General features: G+C 63.9%; 27 protein-coding genes. 24 read left to right on the forward strand and 3 right to left on the reverse strand.

Annotation, left to right across the window (positions count from 1 at the left end):
* Positions 1 to 10 precede the first annotated feature (10 nt).
* From rpsJ to L8F45_RS05815, 23 genes are all read left to right on the forward strand, one after another.
* Positions 11 to 319 carry a 30S ribosomal protein S10 gene (gene rpsJ / locus L8F45_RS05705; RefSeq protein WP_342361920.1) on the forward strand — a complete coding sequence of 103 codons (309 nt, stop codon included), beginning with the start codon at positions 11 to 13 and terminating at the stop codon, positions 317 to 319.
* A 59-nt stretch (positions 320 to 378) separates the two neighbouring features.
* The gene (rplC, locus tag L8F45_RS05710) at positions 379 to 1,086 is read left to right on the forward strand and encodes a 50S ribosomal protein L3 (protein WP_342361921.1); all 708 of its coding nucleotides are present in this window, start codon (positions 379 to 381) and stop codon (positions 1,084 to 1,086) included.
* Positions 1,086 to 1,706 carry a 50S ribosomal protein L4 gene (gene rplD / locus L8F45_RS05715; protein ID WP_342361922.1) on the forward strand — a complete coding sequence of 207 codons (621 nt, stop codon included), beginning with the start codon at positions 1,086 to 1,088 and terminating at the stop codon, positions 1,704 to 1,706. The genes rplC and rplD overlap by 1 nt, the downstream gene beginning before the upstream one ends.
* The gene (locus L8F45_RS05720) at positions 1,703 to 1,999 is read left to right on the forward strand and encodes a 50S ribosomal protein L23 (protein ID WP_342361923.1); all 297 of its coding nucleotides are present in this window, start codon (positions 1,703 to 1,705) and stop codon (positions 1,997 to 1,999) included. The genes rplD and L8F45_RS05720 overlap by 4 nt, the downstream gene beginning before the upstream one ends.
* 17 nt (positions 2,000 to 2,016) lie before the next feature.
* The gene (gene rplB, locus L8F45_RS05725; protein ID WP_342361924.1) at positions 2,017 to 2,853 is read left to right on the forward strand and encodes a 50S ribosomal protein L2; all 837 of its coding nucleotides are present in this window, start codon (positions 2,017 to 2,019) and stop codon (positions 2,851 to 2,853) included.
* A gap of 10 nt (positions 2,854 to 2,863) precedes the next feature.
* Positions 2,864 to 3,145, forward strand: a complete 282-nt coding sequence (gene rpsS, locus L8F45_RS05730) for a 30S ribosomal protein S19 (RefSeq protein ID WP_342361925.1) — start codon at positions 2,864 to 2,866, stop codon at positions 3,143 to 3,145.
* A gap of 7 nt (positions 3,146 to 3,152) precedes the next feature.
* Complete coding sequence (gene rplV, locus L8F45_RS05735) at positions 3,153 to 3,548, forward strand: 50S ribosomal protein L22 (protein WP_342361926.1); 396 nt, start codon at positions 3,153 to 3,155, stop codon at positions 3,546 to 3,548.
* An 11-nt stretch (positions 3,549 to 3,559) separates the two neighbouring features.
* Entirely contained in the window at positions 3,560 to 4,315 is a 756-nt protein-coding gene (rpsC, locus tag L8F45_RS05740; protein ID WP_342361927.1) for a 30S ribosomal protein S3, read from the forward strand.
* Positions 4,316 to 4,326: 11 nt separating this feature from the next.
* Entirely contained in the window at positions 4,327 to 4,740 is a 414-nt protein-coding gene (gene rplP, locus L8F45_RS05745) for a 50S ribosomal protein L16 (RefSeq protein WP_342361928.1), read from the forward strand.
* A 10-nt stretch (positions 4,741 to 4,750) separates the two neighbouring features.
* The gene (gene rpmC, locus L8F45_RS05750) at positions 4,751 to 4,969 is read left to right on the forward strand and encodes a 50S ribosomal protein L29 (protein ID WP_342361929.1); all 219 of its coding nucleotides are present in this window, start codon (positions 4,751 to 4,753) and stop codon (positions 4,967 to 4,969) included.
* 10 nt (positions 4,970 to 4,979) lie between these two features.
* Positions 4,980 to 5,213 carry a 30S ribosomal protein S17 gene (rpsQ, locus tag L8F45_RS05755; RefSeq protein ID WP_342361930.1) on the forward strand — a complete coding sequence of 78 codons (234 nt, stop codon included), beginning with the start codon at positions 4,980 to 4,982 and terminating at the stop codon, positions 5,211 to 5,213.
* Positions 5,214 to 5,382: 169 nt separating this feature from the next.
* On the forward strand, positions 5,383 to 5,751 hold the full coding sequence (gene rplN, locus L8F45_RS05760; protein ID WP_342361931.1) for a 50S ribosomal protein L14: 369 nt from the start codon (positions 5,383 to 5,385) through the stop codon (positions 5,749 to 5,751).
* The gene (gene rplX / locus L8F45_RS05765; protein WP_342361932.1) at positions 5,751 to 6,074 is read left to right on the forward strand and encodes a 50S ribosomal protein L24; all 324 of its coding nucleotides are present in this window, start codon (positions 5,751 to 5,753) and stop codon (positions 6,072 to 6,074) included. The genes rplN and rplX overlap by 1 nt, the downstream gene beginning before the upstream one ends.
* Complete coding sequence (rplE, locus tag L8F45_RS05770; protein WP_342361933.1) at positions 6,067 to 6,747, forward strand: 50S ribosomal protein L5; 681 nt, start codon at positions 6,067 to 6,069, stop codon at positions 6,745 to 6,747. The genes rplX and rplE overlap by 8 nt, the downstream gene beginning before the upstream one ends.
* 34 nt (positions 6,748 to 6,781) lie before the next feature.
* Positions 6,782 to 7,087 carry a 30S ribosomal protein S14 gene (gene rpsN, locus L8F45_RS05775; RefSeq protein WP_342361934.1) on the forward strand — a complete coding sequence of 102 codons (306 nt, stop codon included), beginning with the start codon at positions 6,782 to 6,784 and terminating at the stop codon, positions 7,085 to 7,087.
* A gap of 15 nt (positions 7,088 to 7,102) precedes the next feature.
* A complete protein-coding gene (gene rpsH / locus L8F45_RS05780) occupies positions 7,103 to 7,501 on the forward strand; it encodes a 30S ribosomal protein S8 (RefSeq protein ID WP_342361935.1) in 399 nt (132 codons plus the stop codon).
* Positions 7,502 to 7,533: 32 nt separating this feature from the next.
* On the forward strand, positions 7,534 to 8,067 hold the full coding sequence (gene rplF, locus L8F45_RS05785) for a 50S ribosomal protein L6 (protein ID WP_342361936.1): 534 nt from the start codon (positions 7,534 to 7,536) through the stop codon (positions 8,065 to 8,067).
* Positions 8,068 to 8,078: 11 nt separating this feature from the next.
* Positions 8,079 to 8,441, forward strand: a complete 363-nt coding sequence (gene rplR / locus L8F45_RS05790; protein ID WP_342361937.1) for a 50S ribosomal protein L18 — start codon at positions 8,079 to 8,081, stop codon at positions 8,439 to 8,441.
* Positions 8,442 to 8,589: 148 nt separating this feature from the next.
* Positions 8,590 to 9,159 (forward strand): 30S ribosomal protein S5, encoded by a 570-nt coding sequence (gene rpsE / locus L8F45_RS05795; RefSeq protein ID WP_342361938.1) that lies wholly within the window; start codon positions 8,590 to 8,592, stop codon positions 9,157 to 9,159.
* A 12-nt stretch (positions 9,160 to 9,171) separates the two neighbouring features.
* Positions 9,172 to 9,372 (forward strand): 50S ribosomal protein L30, encoded by a 201-nt coding sequence (gene rpmD / locus L8F45_RS05800; RefSeq protein WP_342361939.1) that lies wholly within the window; start codon positions 9,172 to 9,174, stop codon positions 9,370 to 9,372.
* Positions 9,373 to 9,382: 10 nt separating this feature from the next.
* Positions 9,383 to 9,856, forward strand: coding sequence for a 50S ribosomal protein L15 (rplO, locus tag L8F45_RS05805; RefSeq protein ID WP_342361940.1), 474 nt, complete (start codon positions 9,383 to 9,385; stop codon positions 9,854 to 9,856).
* Between the two features lie 121 nt (positions 9,857 to 9,977).
* The gene (gene secY / locus L8F45_RS05810; RefSeq protein WP_342361941.1) at positions 9,978 to 11,315 is read left to right on the forward strand and encodes a preprotein translocase subunit SecY; all 1,338 of its coding nucleotides are present in this window, start codon (positions 9,978 to 9,980) and stop codon (positions 11,313 to 11,315) included.
* Complete coding sequence (locus L8F45_RS05815) at positions 11,312 to 11,899, forward strand: adenylate kinase (protein WP_342361942.1); 588 nt, start codon at positions 11,312 to 11,314, stop codon at positions 11,897 to 11,899. Before secY ends, L8F45_RS05815 begins: the two co-directional genes overlap by 4 nt.
* A 75-nt stretch (positions 11,900 to 11,974) precedes the next feature.
* On the opposite strand, the gene L8F45_RS05820 is transcribed toward L8F45_RS05815, so the two are convergent.
* Both L8F45_RS05820 and L8F45_RS05825 read right to left on the reverse strand, forming a co-directional pair.
* Complete coding sequence (locus L8F45_RS05820) at positions 11,975 to 14,275, reverse strand: glycoside hydrolase family 3 N-terminal domain-containing protein (protein ID WP_342361943.1); 2,301 nt, start codon at positions 14,273 to 14,275, stop codon at positions 11,975 to 11,977.
* A gap of 369 nt (positions 14,276 to 14,644) precedes the next feature.
* Complete coding sequence (locus L8F45_RS05825) at positions 14,645 to 15,505, reverse strand: hypothetical protein (RefSeq protein ID WP_342361944.1); 861 nt, start codon at positions 15,503 to 15,505, stop codon at positions 14,645 to 14,647.
* A gap of 193 nt (positions 15,506 to 15,698) precedes the next feature.
* Here L8F45_RS05825 and L8F45_RS05830 point away from each other — a divergent pair, with 193 nt between their 5' ends.
* A complete protein-coding gene (locus L8F45_RS05830) occupies positions 15,699 to 16,142 on the forward strand; it encodes a hypothetical protein (protein WP_342361945.1) in 444 nt (147 codons plus the stop codon).
* 38 nt (positions 16,143 to 16,180) lie between these two features.
* Here L8F45_RS05830 and L8F45_RS05835 read toward each other — a convergent pair whose 3' ends face one another.
* A complete protein-coding gene (locus L8F45_RS05835; RefSeq protein WP_342361946.1) occupies positions 16,181 to 17,071 on the reverse strand; it encodes a LysR family transcriptional regulator in 891 nt (296 codons plus the stop codon).
* Positions 17,072 to 17,082: the final 11 nt, after the last annotated feature.

Consider the following 17,082-nt stretch of genomic DNA (forward strand, 5'->3'; position numbering starts at 1 on the left):
GCGGAAAGCCATGAACGGTCAGAATATCCGCATTCGCCTCAAAGCGTTCGACCATCGCGTGCTCGATGCCTCGACGAAGGAGATCGTCTCCACGGCGAAGCGGACCGGCGCGCAGGTGAGGGGGCCGATCCCGCTTCCGACGCGCATCGAGCGATTCACGGTGAACCGCTCGCCGCATATCGACAAGAAGTCCCGCGAGCAGTTCGAGATCCGCACCCACAAGCGCGTTCTCGACATCGTGGAGCCGACTCCGCAGACCGTGGACGCGCTGATGAAGCTCGACCTCGCGGCGGGCGTCGACGTCGAGATCAAGTTGTAATCGGGCTCCTCTCACGGAAGAGCCCTCGTTTTAACGAACGCCGGAAGGATCTAAGAGCCATGCGCTCAGGCGTCATCGCACAGAAGGTCGGAATGACCCGCGTCTTCACGGACGGCGGCATTCATGTGCCTGTGACGGTGCTCAAGCTCGACAACTGCCAGGTTGTCGCGCACCGCACCAAGGAAAAGAACGGCTACATCGCGCTGCAGCTCGGCGCCGGCAAGGCCAAGGTCAAGAACGTCGCCAAGGCGGATCGCGGCCACTTCGCCGTCGCCAAGGTCGAGCCGAAGATGAAGCTCGCGGAATTCCGCGTCGACGAGAAGCATCTGATCCCGGTCGGGGCGCAGATCACCGCCGACCACTTCATCGCCGGCCAGTTCGTCGACGTGTCGGGCACCTCGACCGGCAAGGGCTTCGCGGGCGGCATGAAGCGCTGGAATTTCCGCGGTCTGCGCGCCACGCACGGCGTGTCGGTGTCGCACCGTTCGATCGGTTCGACCGGCGGCCGTCAGGACCCGGGCAAGACTTTCAAGAACCAGAAGATGCCGGGCCATCTCGGCGCCGAGCGCGTGACGACGCAGAATCTGCGCGTCGTGCAGACTGATCCTTCGCGCGGGCTGATCCTGATCGAAGGCGCGGTTCCCGGCGTCAAGGGCGGCTGGATCCATGTGCGCGACGCGGTCAAGCGCGCGCTGCCGAAGGATGCGCCGTCGCCTGGCAAGTTCACCATGCCGGAAGCTGAAGCTGCTGGCGGGGAGGCGAAGTAATGAAACTCGACGTCACCACGCTCGACGGCGCCAAGTCGGGTTCGATCGATCTCAATGACGAGATCTTCGGCCTCGATCCGCGCGCCGACATCCTGCACCGCGTCGTGCGCTGGCAACTCGCCAAGCGCCAGCGCGGCACGCACGAGACGCTCGGCCGCTCGGACATCGATCGCACGAAGCACAAGCTCTATCGCCAGAAGGGCACCGGCGGCGCGCGTCACGGCGCGGCGTCTGCGCCGCAGTTCCGCGGCGGCGGCCGCTCCTTCGGTCCGGTCACGCGCAGCCATGCGCATGATCTGCCGAAGAAAGTGCGCGCTCTCGGCTTGAAGCATGCGCTCTCGGCCAAGGCTAAGTCCGCGACCCTGATCGTCGTCGACGACATCAGCGCGAAGGAAGCCAAGACGAAGGCGGTGCTCGCCCAGTTCGGCAAGCTCGGCCTGAAGAGCGCGCTGATCATCGGCGGCGCCGAGATCGACAAGAACTTCGGTCTCGCCGCCCGCAATATCCATTCCGTCGACGTGCTGCCCGTGCAGGGCATCAATGTCTACGACATCATGCGCCGCGACACGCTCGTGTTGACGAAGGCCGCGATTGATGCGCTGGAGGCGCGCTTCAAATGAGCACCGATCCGCGCCACTACGACGTCATCGTCAGCCCCGTGATCACGGAAAAGGCGACGGCGCTGTCGGAACAGAACAAGGTCGTATTCAAGGTCGCGAAGAGCGCCACCAAGCCGCAGATCAAGGCGGCGGTGGAGAAGCTCTTCAACGTCAAGGTGACCGCCGTGAACACGCTCGTCACCAAGGGCAAAGTGAAAGCCTTCCGGGGCACGTTTGGCCAGCGTTCGGACGTCAAGAAAGCGGTCGTGACCCTCGACGAGGGTTCGCGCATCGACGTGACGACCGGGCTCTGAGGAACTGAGGTCTCGCCATGGCGCTCAAGAAATTCAAACCGACGACGCCGAGCCTTCGCCAGCTCGTCCTCGTCGACCGCAGCGAGCTCTACAAGGGCAAGCCGGTCAAGACGCTGACCGAGGGCCGCGCGTCCACGGGCGGCCGCAACAATCTCGGCCGCGTCACCACGCGGTTCCGCGGCGGCGGCCACAAGCAGTCCTACCGCATCGTCGACTTCAAGCGTCGCGGTAAGGAAGGCGTGCCGGCGACCGTCGAGCGGCTCGAATATGATCCGAACCGCACCGCGTTTATCGCGCTGGTGAAGTATCAGGACGGCGATCTCGCCTACATCCTGGCGCCGCAGCGCCTCGCCGCCGGCGACACGGTCGTCGCGGGCGAGCAGGTCGACATCAAGCCGGGCAATGCGATGCCGCTCGGATCGATGCCGGTCGGGACGATCGTCCACAACATCGAGCTGAAGATCGGCAAGGGCGGCGCGATGGCGCGCTCGGCGGGCGCCTATGCGCAACTCGTCGGCCGCGACCAGGGCTACTGCATCATCCGCCTGAGCTCGGGCGAGCAGCGTCTCGTCCATTCGCAGTGCTATGCGACGGTCGGCGCGGTCTCGAATCCGGACCACATGAACATCTCGATCGGCAAGGCCGGTCGCAACCGTTGGCTTGGCTTCCGTTCGCACAACCGCGGCACGTCGATGAACCCGGTCGACCATCCGCACGGCGGCGGCGAAGGCCGCACGTCCGGCGGCCGTCACCCGGTGACGCCGTGGGGCAAGCCGACCAAGGGCAAGAAAACGCGCTCCAACAAGCGCACCGACACGTTCATCGTGTCGAGCCGTCACAAGAAGAAAAAGTGAGGCTGGTGATATGACCCGCTCTGTCTGGAAAGGTCCGTTCGTCGACGGATACCTCCTGAAGAAGGCCGATACGTCCCGTTCGTCGGGTCGGTCCGAGGTGATCAAGATCTGGAGCCGCCGCTCCACGATCCTGCCGCAGTTCGTCGGACTGACGTTCGGCGTCCACAACGGCCAGAAGCATGTTCCGGTTCTCGTGTCCGAGGAAATGGTGGGGCACAAGTTCGGCGAGTTCTCGCCGACGCGCACCTTCCATGGTCACTCGTCGGACAAGAAAGCCAAGAAGTCGAAGTGAGGGAGCCATGAGCAAGCCAAAGACTCCCCGCCAGCTGAGCGAAACCGAAGCCAAGGCCGAAGCGCGCAATCTGCGCGTCTCGCCGCAGAAGCTCAACCTCGTCGCGCAGCTCATTCGCGGCAAGAAGGTTGCGACCGCGCTCGCCGATCTCGAATTCTCGCGCAAGCGCATCGCCAAGGACGTGAAGAAGTGCCTGGAGAGCGCGATTGCGAACGCCGAAAACAACCATGAGCTCGATGTCGACGATCTCGTCGTCAAGGAAGCCCATGTCGGCAAGTCGATCGTGATGAAGCGCTTCCACGCGCGCGCCCGCGGCCGCGCCGGCCGGATTGCGAAGTTCTTCTCGAACATCACGATCGTCGTGCGCGAAGTCGAAGAAGAAAAAGCCAAGAAGGCGGCTTGAGGAGCTGAACGATGGGTCAGAAAGTCAATCCGACCGGGTTTCGCCTCGGCATCAACCGCACCTGGGATTCGCGCTGGTACGCGAACAAGGGCGATTACGCCAAGCTGCTCCATGAGGATTTCGCGATCCGCAAGGCCCTGATGAAGGACCTGAAGCAGGCGGCCGTGTCGAAGATCATCATCGAGCGCCCGCACAAGAAGTGCCGCGTGTCGATCCTGTCGGCGCGTCCGGGCGTCGTCATCGGCAAGAAGGGCGCTGACATCGACAAGCTGCGCAAGCAGGTTGCGAAGATGACCGGCTCGGAAGTCGCGCTGAACATCATCGAGGTGCGCAAGCCCGAGATCGATGCGACGCTCGTCGCCGAGTCGATCGCGCAGCAGCTCGAGCGCCGCGTCGCGTTCCGTCGCGCCATGAAGCGCGCCGTGCAGTCGGCGATGCGTCTCGGCGCGGAAGGCATCCGCATCAACTGCTCCGGCCGTCTTGGCGGCGCCGAGATCGCGCGCCTTGAGTGGTATCGCGAAGGCCGCGTGCCGCTGCATACGCTGCGCGGCGACGTCGATTACGGCGTGGCGACGGCGTTCACGACCTACGGCACCTGCGGCGTGAAGGTCTGGATCTTCAAGGGCGAAATCCTTGAGCATGATCCGATGGCGCAGGACAAGAAGCAGGCCGAAGAGAGCCAGCGCTCGGGCGGCCGTCGCGAGATGGGCGAACGCGAAGGCCGTGACGGCCGTGATCGCGACCGCGGCGATCGCGGCCGCGGCTAAGGAACAGCACGATGTTGCAGCCAAAAAAGACCAACTATCGCCGCGCCTTCAAGGGGCGCATCAAGGGCGAGACCAAGGCTGGCGCGCAGTTGAACTTCGGCCAGTTCGGCCTGAAGGCGCTCGAGCCGGAGCGCATCACCGCGCGCCAGATCGAGGCCGCGCGCCGCGCCATCACGCGCGAAATGAAGCGCGTCGGCCGCGTCTGGATTCGCATCTTCCCGGATTTGCCGGTGTCGAAGAAGCCGACCGAAGTCCGCATGGGCTCGGGCAAGGGCGCTCCGGAATTCTGGGCCGCGCGCGTCGCGCCAGGCCGCATCATGTTTGAAATCGACGGCGTGTCTGAAGTCACGGCCCGCGAAGCGCTGCGCCTCGGCGCCGCCAAGCTGCCGATCAAGACGCGCTTCGTGCAGCGCATCGCCGAGTAAGGAGGGGCCGATGAAAACCAGTCAGCGGACGTCCGACCTGAAGGCGATGACCGGCGACCAGCTCAATGACGAGCTCGTCAAGCTGAAGAAGGAGCAGTTCAACCTGCGCTTCCAGAAGGCGACCGGGCAGCTCGAGAAGACCAACCGCGTGCGCGAGGTCCGTCGCGACATCGCGCGCGTGAAGACACTCGCCAAATCAAAGGCCGCCTCGGCGGCCAAGACCGCCTGAGGAGCGACAGATGCCGAAGCGCATTCTCCAGGGCGTTGTCGTCTCCGACAAGCAGGACAAGACCGTCGTCGTGAAAGTCGAGCGCCGGTTCACGCACCCGCTGTTCAAGAAGACGGTGCGCCGCACGAAGAACTACCATGCCCATGACGAAGCCAACCTGTTCAAGGTCGGCGACACCGTGGACATCCAGGAAGGCCGCCCGATTTCGAAATTGAAGCGTTGGGTGGTGTTGCCGAAAGCCTGAAGCAGCGTTAAAAGCGCCGCTTCGGGCGGGGGCCGCATGGCCTCCGCCTCGGCTTTTCAGGGGGCTAGCTCCCTGAAAAGCCAACTAAATCCGGGACGGAATCAACTGTCCCGATCAACTCCAGGCGTAGTCCGGGGCGACCCGGAAACCGACTGAAAGGATATGTGTCATGATCCAGATGCAAACGAATCTGGACGTCGCCGACAATTCCGGCGCTCGCCGCGTGATGTGCATCAAGGTGCTCGGCGGCTCCAAGCGCAAGTATGCGGGCGTTGGCGACATCATCGTTGTCTCGATCAAGGAAGCGATTCCGCGCGGCCGCGTGAAGAAGGGCGACGTCATGAAGGCGATCGTCGTTCGCACCGCGAAGGACATCCGCCGCGCTGACGGCTCGGTCATCCGCTTCGACAAGAATGCGGCCGTTCTGATCAACAACCAGAAAGAGCCAATCGGCACCCGCATCTTCGGGCCGGTTCCGCGCGAGCTGCGCGCGAAGAACCACATGAAGATCATCTCGCTCGCGCCGGAGGTGCTGTGATGGCCGCGAAGATCAAGAAGGGCGACCAGGTTCTGGTCATCGCTGGCCGCGACAAGGGCAAGACCGGCGAAGTCACGCAGATGTTTCCGTCCGAAAGCAAAGCTCTCGTGCGCGGAATCAATCTGGTGAAGCGTCACCAGAAGCAGTCGCCAAGCCAGGAAGGCGGCATCATCTCCAAGGAGATGCCGATCCATCTGTCGAACATCTCGCTGTTCGTCGCTGACGGGAAAGCCAACAAGGCGACGCGCGTTGGATTCAAAACTCTGGAGGACGGCCGCAAGGTGCGGTTCGCCAAGCGTTCGGGAGATCTGATCGATGGCTAAGGCTCCGGAACAGCCCAAGAAGGATTCGGCCAAGGCCGCGCCGCAGGGCAAGGATGCTCCGAAGAAGGAGAAGGGCGCCAAGGGCGAAGCGAAGGGCGCGAGCGGCAAGGCTGCGGCGACGCTCGCCGGCTACACCGCGCGCCTTCAGAAGCATTATGACGAGGTCGTGCGCCCCGGCATGATCCAGGAGTTCGGCTACAAGAACCCGATGGAGGTTCCGAAGGTCGACAAGATTGTGCTGAACATGGGCGTCGGCGAATCCACCGCCGATTCCAAGAAGGCCTCGGTCGCCGCCGGCGATCTCGCGCTGATCGCCGGCCAGAAGCCGGTCGTCACGCGGGCGCGCAAGGCGATCTCGACCTTCAAGCTGCGTGAAGGCATGCCGATCGGCGCCAAGGTCACGCTGCGCAAGACCCGCATGTACGAATTCATGGACCGCCTCGTCACGATCGCGCTGCCGCGCGTGCGCGACTTCCGCGGCCTGAACGCGAAGTCGTTCGACGGCAACGGCAACTACGCGCTCGGCATCAAGGAGCACCTCGTGTTCCCTGAGATCAATTACGACAAGGCCGAGTCGAGCTGGGGCATGGACGTCGTCGTCTGCACCACGGCCAAGACCGACAAGGAAGCGCAGGCGCTTCTGAAACTGTTCAACTTCCCTTTCCGGCAGTGAGCTGACGCTCAAACGCGGAGACCAGGAGATCGATATGGCGAAGACAAGCTCGATCGAGAAGAACAAGAAGCGGATGAAGCTCGCCAAGCAATACAATGGCAAGCGCACCCGTCTTCTTGCGATCGCGAATGACGAAGGAAAGTCCATGGAGGAGCGCTTCATGGCGCGCCTCAAGCTGGCGGAAATGCCGCGCAATGCGAATCCGACGCGCATCCGCAACCGCTGCGATGTGACGGGGCGTCCGCGCTCGGTCTATCGCAAGCTGAAGCTGTCGCGCATCGCGCTGCGCGAGCTTGGCAACAAGGGCCTGGTTCCAGGCCTTGTGAAGTCGAGCTGGTAAGGAGGATCGGACATCATGGCGATCAACGATCCCTTGGGCGATATGCTCACCCGCATCCGCAACGGCCAGATGCGCCGCATGTCGCGGGTGTCGACGCCGGGCTCCAAGCTGCGTGAGCGCGTGCTCGAAGTGCTGCAGTCGGAAGGTTATATCCGCGGCTTCAGCTCGACCGAGCATGGCAACGGCCGCACCGAGTTCGACATCGAACTGAAATACTACGACGGCCAGCCCGTGATCCGCGAGATTGCTCGCGTGTCCAAGCCCGGCCGGCGCGTCTACGCCTCCGTTGCGACGATGCCCCGCGTCGCGAACGGTCTCGGCATCACGATCCTTTCGACTCCGAAGGGTGTGATGGCGGACCATCAGGCGCGCGAAAACAATGTCGGCGGCGAGGTTCTCTGTCAGGTCGTCTGACCTGGCGGAGATCCTTCAAGCGGAGAACTGATATGTCTCGCGTCGGCAAGAAAGCTGTAGCGGTTCCGAAGGGCGTCACCGCCCGTCTCGACGGTCAGACCGTCTCGATGAAGGGACCGAAGGGCGAACTGAAATTCACCGTGCCGGAAATCGTCTCGGTGAAGATGGAAGGCGACCAGATCGCGGTCGCCAACAAGAACGACACCAAGGTCGCGCGCGCCCAGTGGGGCATGTCGCGCGCCCAGATCGCGAATCTCGCGAAAGGCGTCACGCAGGGCTTCGAGAAGAAGCTCGAAATCAACGGCGTCGGCTACAAGGCGGCGATGCAGGGCAAGGTGCTCAAGCTGTCGCTCGGCTACAGCCATGACATCGACTACGCGACCCCGGAAGGCGTCACCATCGCGGTGACGAAGCCGACCGAGATCGTCGTGTCCGGCATCGACAAGCAGCGCGTCGGTCAGGCGGCGGCGGAAATCCGCAGCTATCGTGGCCCCGAGCCCTATAAGGGCAAGGGCGTCAAGTACTCTGACGAGTTCATCTTCCGCAAGGAAGGCAAGAAGAAGTAAGGATCGGACCCATGACGAAGAACGCGAATGTGACCGCGCGCCGTCAGGCCCGCGTCCGCCGCAAGCTGAAGACGGTTGGGGGCGAGCGTCCTCGCCTGTCCGTGTTCCGCTCATCGAAGCAGATCTATGCGCAGGTCATCGACGACGTGAAAGGCGTGACGCTTGCGTCCGCGTCTTCGCTCGAGAAGGACCTGAAGGGCCAGCTCAAGACGGGCGCCGACAAGGCGGCCGCGACGGCGGTCGGCAAGCTGATCGCAGAGCGCGCGACGAAGGCTGGCGTGACCACGGTCGTTTTCGACCGCGGCCAGTACATGTTCCATGGGCGCGTGAAGGCGCTCGCGGACGGGGCGCGCGAAGGCGGCCTGCAGTTCTAATTGGCGAAGTCCTCCGGACTTCGTTTGAGTTGGGTGTTCGCGATGTCGGACGGAAAAGTGGCTGCCACTTTTCCTGCCATCGCTCAGAAGGGAAGCGAGCGGCGAGGCGTTCGCGCTTCGCCGCGCAAGTGACCGAGAGGATATCGGAATGGCAAGGGAACCGCGCAGGCAAGAGCGCAATAAACCGGAAGAGCGCGACAGCGAATTCGTCGACAAGCTCGTCCATATCAATCGCGTCGCCAAGGTGGTGAAGGGCGGCAAGCGCTTCGGCTTCGCCGCGCTCGTCGTCGTCGGCGACCAGAAGGGTCGCGTCGGCTTCGGCCACGGCAAGGCGCGCGAAGTGCCGGAAGCGATCCGCAAGGCGACGGAAGCCGCCAAGCGCGGTCTCGTCCGCGTGCCGCTGCGCGAAGGCCGCACGCTGCATCATGACGTGTATGGCCGTCACGGCGCCGGCAAGGTGATCGTGCGCGCTGCGCCTGCCGGCACCGGGATCATCGCCGGCGGTCCGATGCGCGCCGTGTTCGAGTCGGTCGGCGTGCATGACGTCGTCGCGAAGTCGATGGGCTCGTCGAACCCGTACAACCTCGTCCGCGCGACGTTCGACGCGTTGAAGCGCGAGGACAGCCCGCGCGCTGTCGCGGCGCGTCGCAATCTCAAGGTGTCGCAACTGCAGTCGCGTCGTCGCGAAGGCGGCGAAGACGCCGGTTCCGACGCGTAAGGAGGAGCCGAAATGTCTACTGCTCCTGCTTCCAAGACCGTCACGGTCGAGCAGATCGCCGCTCCCTGCCGCCGCGTTCACACGCAGCGCGAGACGCTGATCGGGCTTGGCCTCAACAAGATGAACCGCCGCTCGACCCTCGTCGACACGCCCGCCGTTCGCGGCATGATCCGTTCGGTGCGCCACCTCGTGCGCGTCGTCGACGGGCAGTGAGGAGGCCAAGATGAAACTCACTGATCTCAGGGACAATCCGGGCGCGACCAAAGAGCGGATCCGCGTCGGACGCGGCATCGGCTCCGGCAAGGGCAAGACCGGCGGACGCGGCGTGAAGGGCCAGAAGGCGCGCACGGGCGTCGCCATCAAGGGCTTCGAAGGCGGTCAGATGCCGCTGCATCGCCGCCTGCCGAAGCGGGGCTTCTGGAACCCCTTCGCCAAGCATCTCAACGAAGTGAATCTCGGCCGCCTCCAGCAGGCCGTCGACTCGGGCAAGCTCGACGCCGGCAAGCCGGTGACGATCGACGCGCTGGTCGAGGCGGGCGTCTGCCGCAACGCGCTCGATGGCGTGAAGGTGCTCGGGGTTGGCGACCTCAAGGCGAAGCTCGCGCTTGAAGTGTGGGGCGCGTCGAAGTCGGCTGTCGCCGCCATCGAAAAGGCCGGCGGGTCGGTCAAGCTCCTCGCGCCGGTTGCCGCGGAGTGAAGCTTTCCCCATATCGGGGATGAAGATGGGGCCGGGCGGCGGAGATCTTCCGCAGAGCCCGGCCTTCTGTTGTTTGATCCGGACTAGTTAGCCGGGCTACTCAGCCAGGCCGGAGGAGATCATGGCCTCAGCAGCCGAACAGCTTGCCGCCAATCTGAATTTTGGCGCGCTCGCCAAGGCCGAGGAACTGAAGAAGCGCATCTGGTTCACCCTGGCTGCGCTCGTCATCTACCGTCTGGGCACCTACATTCCGCTGCCGGGCATCAATCCAGACGCCGTCGCCGATATCTTCAAGCAGGCGCAGGCCGGCGTGCTCGGCCTCTTCAACATGTTCTCCGGCGGCGCGGTCGGCCGGCTCGCGATCTTCGCGCTCAACATCATGCCGTACATTTCGGCGTCGATCATCATCCAGCTTCTGACGAGCGTCGTGCCGTCGCTGGAGACGCTGAAAAAGGAAGGCGAGGCTGGCCGCAAGGTCATCAACCAGTACACGCGCTACCTCACCGTCGTGCTGGCGCTGTTCCAGGCCTATGGCATCGCGGTGGGCCTGCAGGGCTCCGGCAATGTGGTGCTCGATCCCGGACCGTTCTTCATCATCTCGACCGTGCTGACGCTGGTCGGCGGCACCATGTTCCTGATGTGGCTGGGCGAGCAGATCACCAGCCGCGGCATCGGCAACGGCTCCTCGCTGATCATCTTCGCCGGCATCGTCGCCGAGCTGCCGCAGGCGCTCGCCGGCACGTTGGAGCTTGGCCGCCAGGGCGCGATCGGCACCGGCGTCATCCTCGGCGTGCTGGTCATGGCGGTCGCCGTGATCGCCTTCATCGTGTTCATGGAGCGCGCCCAGCGCCGGCTCCTGATCAACTATCCCAAGCGCCAGGTCGGCAACCGCATGTATGAGGGGCAGACATCCTTCCTGCCGCTCAAGCTCAACACATCAGGCGTCATCCCGCCGATCTTCGCCTCGTCCCTGCTGCTCCTGCCGACGACGATCGCGCAGTTCTCGCAGCAGAGCGGCGGCAGCGGCATCCTGTCGACGCTGACCGCCTATCTCGCCCACGGCCGGCCGCTCTACATGCTGCTGTATGTGGCGCTGATCGTGTTCTTCGCCTTCTTCTATACGGCGATCGTGTTCAACCCGGTCGAGACGGCGGACAATCTGAAGAAGCATGGCGGCTTCATCCCGGGCATCCGGCCGGGCGAGCGCACGGCGGAATATATCGACCATGTGCTGACCCGCATCACGGTCATCGGCGCCGGCTATCTCGCCATCATTTGCCTCATACCCGAAGTGCTGATTTCCTACTTCGCGCTGCCGTTCTATTTCGGCGGCACGTCGCTGCTGATCGTGGTCAGCGTGACGATGGACACGGTGAGCCAGGTCCACGGCCATTTGCTGGCGCACCAGTATGAAGGCCTCGTCAAGAAGGCCAAGCTCAAAGGGGGCAAGCGGCGATGAGACTGATCCTTCTGGGACCGCCGGGGGCGGGGAAGGGGACCCAGGCGACAAGGCTCGTCGAAAAGCACGGCATTCCGCAGCTCTCCACCGGCGATATGCTGCGCGCGGCCGTCGCGGCCGGCACGCCGATCGGCAAGAAAGCCAAGGAAGTGATGGATTCCGGCGCGCTGGTGTCGGACGACATCGTCGTCGGCATCATCGCCGACCGACTCGAGCAGGCGGACGCCCGCAAGGGTTTCATCCTCGACGGTTTTCCGCGTACGGTCGCCCAAGCCGACGCGCTCGAGGCCATGCTCGACGGCAAGGGCCTCAAGCTCGACTCCGTGATCGAGCTGGTCGTCGATCAGGGCAAGCTCGTCGAACGCATCATGAAACGCGCCAATGAAGCGAAAGCGGCGGGACAGCCGGTGCGCCGCGACGATGATCCCGAGGTCTTCAAGACCCGTCTTGAAGCCTACAACCGGGATACGGCGATCGTCGGCCCCTACTACGATCGCAAGGGCAAGCTGACGAAGATCGACGGCATGAAGCCGATCGGTGAGGTCGCGGCCGCGATCGACGGCATTCTCGCCGCATACGCCTGAGGCGCGCGGCGGCTTTCCAGAAATTCTTTCATGTGGCGATCGGCCTGGTTCAAGTCGATCGCTCTCCTCTAAAATTCAGGAATCGCCCGCCGCGGCTTTTTCCGGCGCGAGCAATGTGAATGTCGCGGGCTCTCCCGCCAGCGCGGACGGCGCGATCCATACAAAGAAGTCGCTGGGCTCGACAATCCATTTCAGGTGCGGACTGACGAAAGCGAGATCGCGCTGATCGAGCGTGAACGCGACGTCGACGGATTCTCCCGGCTTCAGTGCGATCCTGCGAAAACGCTTGAGCTGGCGGATGGGGCGCGTCACGCTCGCCGCGCGATCACGGATATAGAGCTGCGCGACCTCTTCAACGGCGCGGTCGCCCGTGTTCTCGATGCGTGCAGAGATCGTGATCGCGTCATCCCATTTGAATTGAGGTTTACTCGCGCGCGTCGCGCTGTAGCGGACATTCGAATAGGTCAGCCCGAATCCGAAGGGATAGAGCGGACGATTGGCGACGTCGCGATAGCGCGTGGTGAAGGCGGCGTCCTGTCCGGACTCGGGGAAACGCCCGGTCGTCTTGTGATTGTAAAAGTAAGGCTGCTGGCCTGACGTTTGGGGAAAGCTCACGGGCAGACGACCCGATGGACTCTCGTCGCCGAAGACGATGTCGGCGAGCGCGCGGCCGCCCTCCGATCCAAGGAACCAGCCGACGAGGATCGCATCGGCGTTGCGGATCGCGCCGGAAAGCGCAAGGGCGCGACCCGTGCTGAGAACGACAATCATTGGTTTGCCCAAGGCCGCGATCGCTCGTGCAAGCCGCTGCTGAGCCTGTGGCACGACGATCTCGGCGCGCGACGCGTCCTCGCCAGACATCGCCTGCGCCTCGCCGAGCGCGAGCACGACGACATCGGCGGCGCGCGCGGCAGCCATCGCCTCGTCGACGCCGCCCTTGATCTCTGTGTCGATCTCCGAGCCTTTTGCGACCGCCAGTAACGCAGGATCTTCGAGCGCCGCGCGCAGCCCAGCCGCGAGCGTGACGCTCTCTCCGGCGCGCGCCCACAGCGACCAGGGCCCATCGAGATTTGCGAAGTCGTCAGCGAGCGGGCCGATCAGAGCGATGCGCTTTCCCGATTTCGGCAGGGGCAGCAAGCCGCCCTCATTCTTCAACAGCACGATCGATTTGCGCGCCGCCTCGCGCGCCAGCGCGAGATGCTCGGGGTTGCGCACGTCGCGCGCCTCGCGATCGGGATCAAGCGAACGATAGGGATCATCGAAGAGACCGATCGCCTCCTTCACGCGCAGCACGCGTCGAGCCGCATCATCGAGCGCCGCCATAAGCGCCTTGTCGGTTGCGACCATCGCCGGCAGCTCTCGTCGATACAGGCCACGGCCGAGATTGATGTCGAGCCCGGCGAGCAGCGCCTGACGCGCGGCGTCGGCCTCGTCGGCGGCGACGCCATGCCGCACGAGTTCTTCGGCGGAAAACGCATCGGAAACGACGAAGCCTTTGAAGCCCCATTCGCGGCGCAGAATGCTCGTCAGCAGACGATGATTGCTTGTCGCGGGCACGCCATCGATTTCCGTGAAGGCGCTCATGGTCGTCAGCGCGCCGGCGTCGAACGCGGCCTTGAAAGGCGGCAGGAACGTCTCGCGCAATTCGCGCTCGGAAATCTCGACGGCATTGTAATCCATTCCGCCGAGCACGGCGCCGTATCCCGCGAAATGTTTCGGTGTCGCGAGCGCCGCGTCAGGCGCGGAGAGATCAGGGCCTTGAAAGCCGCGCACGTAAGCTGCGGCGAATTGCGATGTGAGATAGACGTCTTCGCCCGAACCTTCGGCTACGCGCCCCCAGCGCTGATCGCGCGCCACATCGACCATCGGCGCGTAGGTCCAGTGAACGCCGACAGACGTCATCTCGATAGCAGCGACCCGCGCAGTTCGTTCGGCGAGCGCGGGATCGAAGCTTGCGGCAAGGCCAAGCGGAATCGGAAAGATCGTGCGAAAGCCATGCAGCACATCAGCGCCGAAGATCAGCGGAATTTTAAGCCGCGATTCAAGCGCGACCTTCTGCAACTGCCGGCCTTCTCTCGCGCCGACGCCTGACAGCAATCCGCCAACGCGGCCGGCGCGAATTTCGGCAAGCTGGAAACGCGCCTGCTCCGCCTCGCTTTTCGTGACATCGATGTCAGGATTGATCATGAGCGGCGACGGCCGGATCATGTCGGAATAGAGCGTAAGCTGACCGATTTTCTCTTCCACCGTCATGCGTTCGAGAAGCGCGTTGACGCGCGCGCTCGCGGGAGGAGACGTGCCGGCCGGCATCCAGGCTGGCGTGAACGCCGCGCCCGCGAAACCTGCCGTGCTGGCCAGCAGCGTTCGACGAGACAATTTGGCATCAGAGCGAAAGCCGATCATGGGTCGCCGACTGTCATGGGTTTAGGAAGGGAGCGGATCGACATTCTGTCGATGAGGCGGTTGCTCCGCTCATGTCGTAAAGCATCGCGCTGGCGCGCGAGCCGTTGCGTGGTTCAGTTCAGCGCTGATGCGCCGCAGGCGAGCGTTCGTGAAGAACCATCGCGACTTTCCCTAAAAGAGCCTTGTGCATCGCACAAAGCGAGAAGGACGCGTGAGTGCGGCGAGAACGTGACCAAGGCCTACAGTCTTCACATGGTAAGGCTGCGTCTCGCTCAGAGGGGCGCAAGCGCCGCGCCCGCCAACCGCCCGCGTCCGTATAGGAGCGCGGGCGGCGCTTCGGCTTTACGACCAGCCGTGCGACTCCTGTGGCGGCGGCGGCGCGAAAATATAGCGGAAGGACGGAGTCGTGTTGTCATGGGGAGAGATGATCTTCCATCCAACGCCATATTGCTTCAACGGCCCCTGGACGATCTCCACGGTCTGGGGTCGGTAATGCGTGCTCTCGCCGCCGAACCATCCCCATTCGACCACATCGATCGTCACCTTGGCGCCGCCTGCGGGCTTGACGTCTCCGACCAGCGCGATGTGCTCGAAATGAATCGAGGGGCAGTGCGTAACGATGCAATCAAACGCGCGAACTTCCGCCAGAGATTTCCGTGCACGACCGGGCGTGGCGTAGGCGTCGATCGAGGCTGAGGGATCGCCGCCATAGAAGTTGCCGACGAGTCCGTTGCAGTCGAGCGTCATGAGATCGTTGGCGTATTTCGCCGCCGTCGCGCGCGCCGGCAGCATTTTGTTCATGTCGCGCTCCGATCCGATGCGGCCGACGGCCATGGCGATGCGTAGCGTGTCGATGATTTCATCGGGACTGCCTTTTCCCAGCAGCGCGTGAATGAACGTCTCGGGATAGAATTCCTCATACGACGGAATCAGCCCGAGCGGAGTCTGATCGAATCTAAAACGCGGGCCGCATGGCGTATGCGCATTGCCATGATGGGCGATGCGCACGGCGTCGCGGAGCAACGCATATTCACGCTGGCATTCGGCGCCGCGGCCGGGCTCATAGCCATTGCCGCGATTGGTTTGCCAGCGAGCGCCCCACCCCGAGCCATAGCCGGAGATGGGAGCTTCGATCTGCTGATTGTTCAGAGGACTGAAGAATTTCAGATAGGTGTAGCGGTCGAGATAGTGCTTGGGGTACATGGTCTTCCATCTTTCAGTGGAAGCGCCGGCCCCTCTCAGCGCCAGAGTTGAGAAACGCTAGGCTCCGCCAACCGGTCGAGGCTGTGTGGCGACGCACCTCACAAGCCGCCGCTCAACGACATCCTGACCTCGACACGGGGGGAGAGTGTTGCCAGCGACGCGAGACGATCGCGCGAGCACAGAGGACCCGTAGATGGCTTTCACCTTGACAATTGACGGCGCCAAATCAGTCATTCGGGCTTCGGAAGGGCGCGAGCCTGGGCCGGGGCATACGCTCGAGCGCCATGTGAATATCACGCGCGAGAATCTCTATCGCCGCACCGAGACCGTGGTTACGCGCGGCGAGGCGCTGTTTTTCGCGGCGTTTATTGATCTCAATGATTGCGCGCAGGCGTTGTGCGACACGCTGATCGCGCTCGCCGCCGATCCTTTCATCGATGGATTCGATCGCCAGCCTGATGGCGCGGAGCGGAATTTCCAACGTATCGCGATTCCGAGATCGTTTCGCGTGAGATACGGCGCCGGCGCCGGGATCATGCCGGCGCATAATTCATTTTCGCTCGCGCTGGTTCGCATGAGCGGGCGACCTCACAGCGCGCATATCATCACTTTCTACCCCGCTTTTCCCGAACTCTGATCGCTTAGCGGTTGAAGGGTTTCAGTGTCGGCTGCGATCTATTCCGCGCATGCATCGCGGACGCATCCACGCAGCCAGCGATGCGCGGGATCGGCGTCGAGGCGCGGATGCCAGAGCAGTGAGATCGTGATTTCCGGCGTCGGAACGGGCAGGGGAAAGCTGTGCATGCCGACGCGGAGTTTTTTCGTGTGCCGCGCCGGCACGCTGGCGACGAGATCGGAATCGCGGGCCAGCGCGAGCGCCATCGCAAAGCCGCCGACGGTCGTCACGATATCGCGCTCCAGTCCGAGCGGCTCGAGCGCTTCGTCGATCGACGCCTTGCGAGCGCGCCCACGCGACACGGCGACATGTCGGCACGCCGCATAACGCGACGGAGTGATTTCGCCTTCGCTCAGCGGATGCCCCGCGCGCACGACGCCGATGAAGTGGTCCCGATAAAGCGCCTGCACGCGCAGCTCCGGGCTCGTCGTCTCGCTCACCACGCCAGTCTCCAAATCGACCGTTCCATCGCGCAACGGCGCGCTGTCCTTGTCCGGCTTCTGCACGAAGTGGAGCCTGACGCCGGGCGCTTCCCGGCCGATGCGCGCGATGAGGTCGGGTCCGAAATTCTCGACGAAGCCGTCGCTCGTCCGCAGCGTGAAGGTTCTGACGAGCCGGCCGAGATCGAGCTCCTCGACCGGCCGCAACACCGCTTCGCCGTCCTGCACGATCTGGCCGACGCGCTCACGGAGCTCGACGGCGCGAGGCGTGGGAACAAGGCCGCGCCCGGCCCGCACAAGCAGCGGATCGCCCGTCGTCTCGCGCAGCCGCGACAATGTCCGGCTCATGGCGGAGGGGCTCAGCCGCAGACGTTTCGCTGCGCGCGCCACGCTGCCTTCCGCCAGCAACACGTCGAGAGCGCCAAGCAGGTTGAGGTCGGGTCCGGGCATATGGGTCTCTT

The organism is Terrirubrum flagellatum (genome assembly GCF_022059845.1).
GTDB lineage: Bacteria > Pseudomonadota > Alphaproteobacteria > Rhizobiales > Beijerinckiaceae > Terrirubrum > Terrirubrum flagellatum.

Excerpts from the sequence above, each read along its gene's own strand:
- rpsJ (WP_342361920.1), top strand. The coding sequence starts at position 11 with ATGAACGGTCAGAATATCCGCATTCGCCTCAAAGCGTTCGACCATCGC.
- rplC (WP_342361921.1), top strand. The coding sequence starts at position 379 with ATGCGCTCAGGCGTCATCGCACAGAAGGTCGGAATGACCCGCGTCTTC.
- rplD (WP_342361922.1), top strand. The coding sequence starts at position 1,086 with ATGAAACTCGACGTCACCACGCTCGACGGCGCCAAGTCGGGTTCGATC.
- L8F45_RS05720 (WP_342361923.1), top strand. The coding sequence starts at position 1,703 with ATGAGCACCGATCCGCGCCACTACGACGTCATCGTCAGCCCCGTGATC.
- rplB (WP_342361924.1), top strand. The coding sequence starts at position 2,017 with ATGGCGCTCAAGAAATTCAAACCGACGACGCCGAGCCTTCGCCAGCTC.
- rpsS (WP_342361925.1), top strand. The coding sequence starts at position 2,864 with ATGACCCGCTCTGTCTGGAAAGGTCCGTTCGTCGACGGATACCTCCTG.
- rplV (WP_342361926.1), top strand. The coding sequence starts at position 3,153 with ATGAGCAAGCCAAAGACTCCCCGCCAGCTGAGCGAAACCGAAGCCAAG.
- rpsC (WP_342361927.1), top strand. The coding sequence starts at position 3,560 with ATGGGTCAGAAAGTCAATCCGACCGGGTTTCGCCTCGGCATCAACCGC.
- rplP (WP_342361928.1), top strand. The coding sequence starts at position 4,327 with ATGTTGCAGCCAAAAAAGACCAACTATCGCCGCGCCTTCAAGGGGCGC.
- rpmC (WP_342361929.1), top strand. The coding sequence starts at position 4,751 with ATGAAAACCAGTCAGCGGACGTCCGACCTGAAGGCGATGACCGGCGAC.
- rpsQ (WP_342361930.1), top strand. The coding sequence starts at position 4,980 with ATGCCGAAGCGCATTCTCCAGGGCGTTGTCGTCTCCGACAAGCAGGAC.
- rplN (WP_342361931.1), top strand. The coding sequence starts at position 5,383 with ATGATCCAGATGCAAACGAATCTGGACGTCGCCGACAATTCCGGCGCT.
- rplX (WP_342361932.1), top strand. The coding sequence starts at position 5,751 with ATGGCCGCGAAGATCAAGAAGGGCGACCAGGTTCTGGTCATCGCTGGC.
- rplE (WP_342361933.1), top strand. The coding sequence starts at position 6,067 with ATGGCTAAGGCTCCGGAACAGCCCAAGAAGGATTCGGCCAAGGCCGCG.
- rpsN (WP_342361934.1), top strand. The coding sequence starts at position 6,782 with ATGGCGAAGACAAGCTCGATCGAGAAGAACAAGAAGCGGATGAAGCTC.
- rpsH (WP_342361935.1), top strand. The coding sequence starts at position 7,103 with ATGGCGATCAACGATCCCTTGGGCGATATGCTCACCCGCATCCGCAAC.
- rplF (WP_342361936.1), top strand. The coding sequence starts at position 7,534 with ATGTCTCGCGTCGGCAAGAAAGCTGTAGCGGTTCCGAAGGGCGTCACC.
- rplR (WP_342361937.1), top strand. The coding sequence starts at position 8,079 with ATGACGAAGAACGCGAATGTGACCGCGCGCCGTCAGGCCCGCGTCCGC.
- rpsE (WP_342361938.1), top strand. The coding sequence starts at position 8,590 with ATGGCAAGGGAACCGCGCAGGCAAGAGCGCAATAAACCGGAAGAGCGC.
- rpmD (WP_342361939.1), top strand. The coding sequence starts at position 9,172 with ATGTCTACTGCTCCTGCTTCCAAGACCGTCACGGTCGAGCAGATCGCC.
- rplO (WP_342361940.1), top strand. The coding sequence starts at position 9,383 with ATGAAACTCACTGATCTCAGGGACAATCCGGGCGCGACCAAAGAGCGG.
- secY (WP_342361941.1), top strand. The coding sequence starts at position 9,978 with ATGGCCTCAGCAGCCGAACAGCTTGCCGCCAATCTGAATTTTGGCGCG.
- L8F45_RS05815 (WP_342361942.1), top strand. The coding sequence starts at position 11,312 with ATGAGACTGATCCTTCTGGGACCGCCGGGGGCGGGGAAGGGGACCCAG.
- L8F45_RS05825 (WP_342361944.1), bottom strand. The coding sequence starts at position 15,505 with ATGTACCCCAAGCACTATCTCGACCGCTACACCTATCTGAAATTCTTC.
- L8F45_RS05830 (WP_342361945.1), top strand. The coding sequence starts at position 15,699 with ATGGCTTTCACCTTGACAATTGACGGCGCCAAATCAGTCATTCGGGCT.
- L8F45_RS05835 (WP_342361946.1), bottom strand. The coding sequence starts at position 17,071 with ATGCCCGGACCCGACCTCAACCTGCTTGGCGCTCTCGACGTGTTGCTG.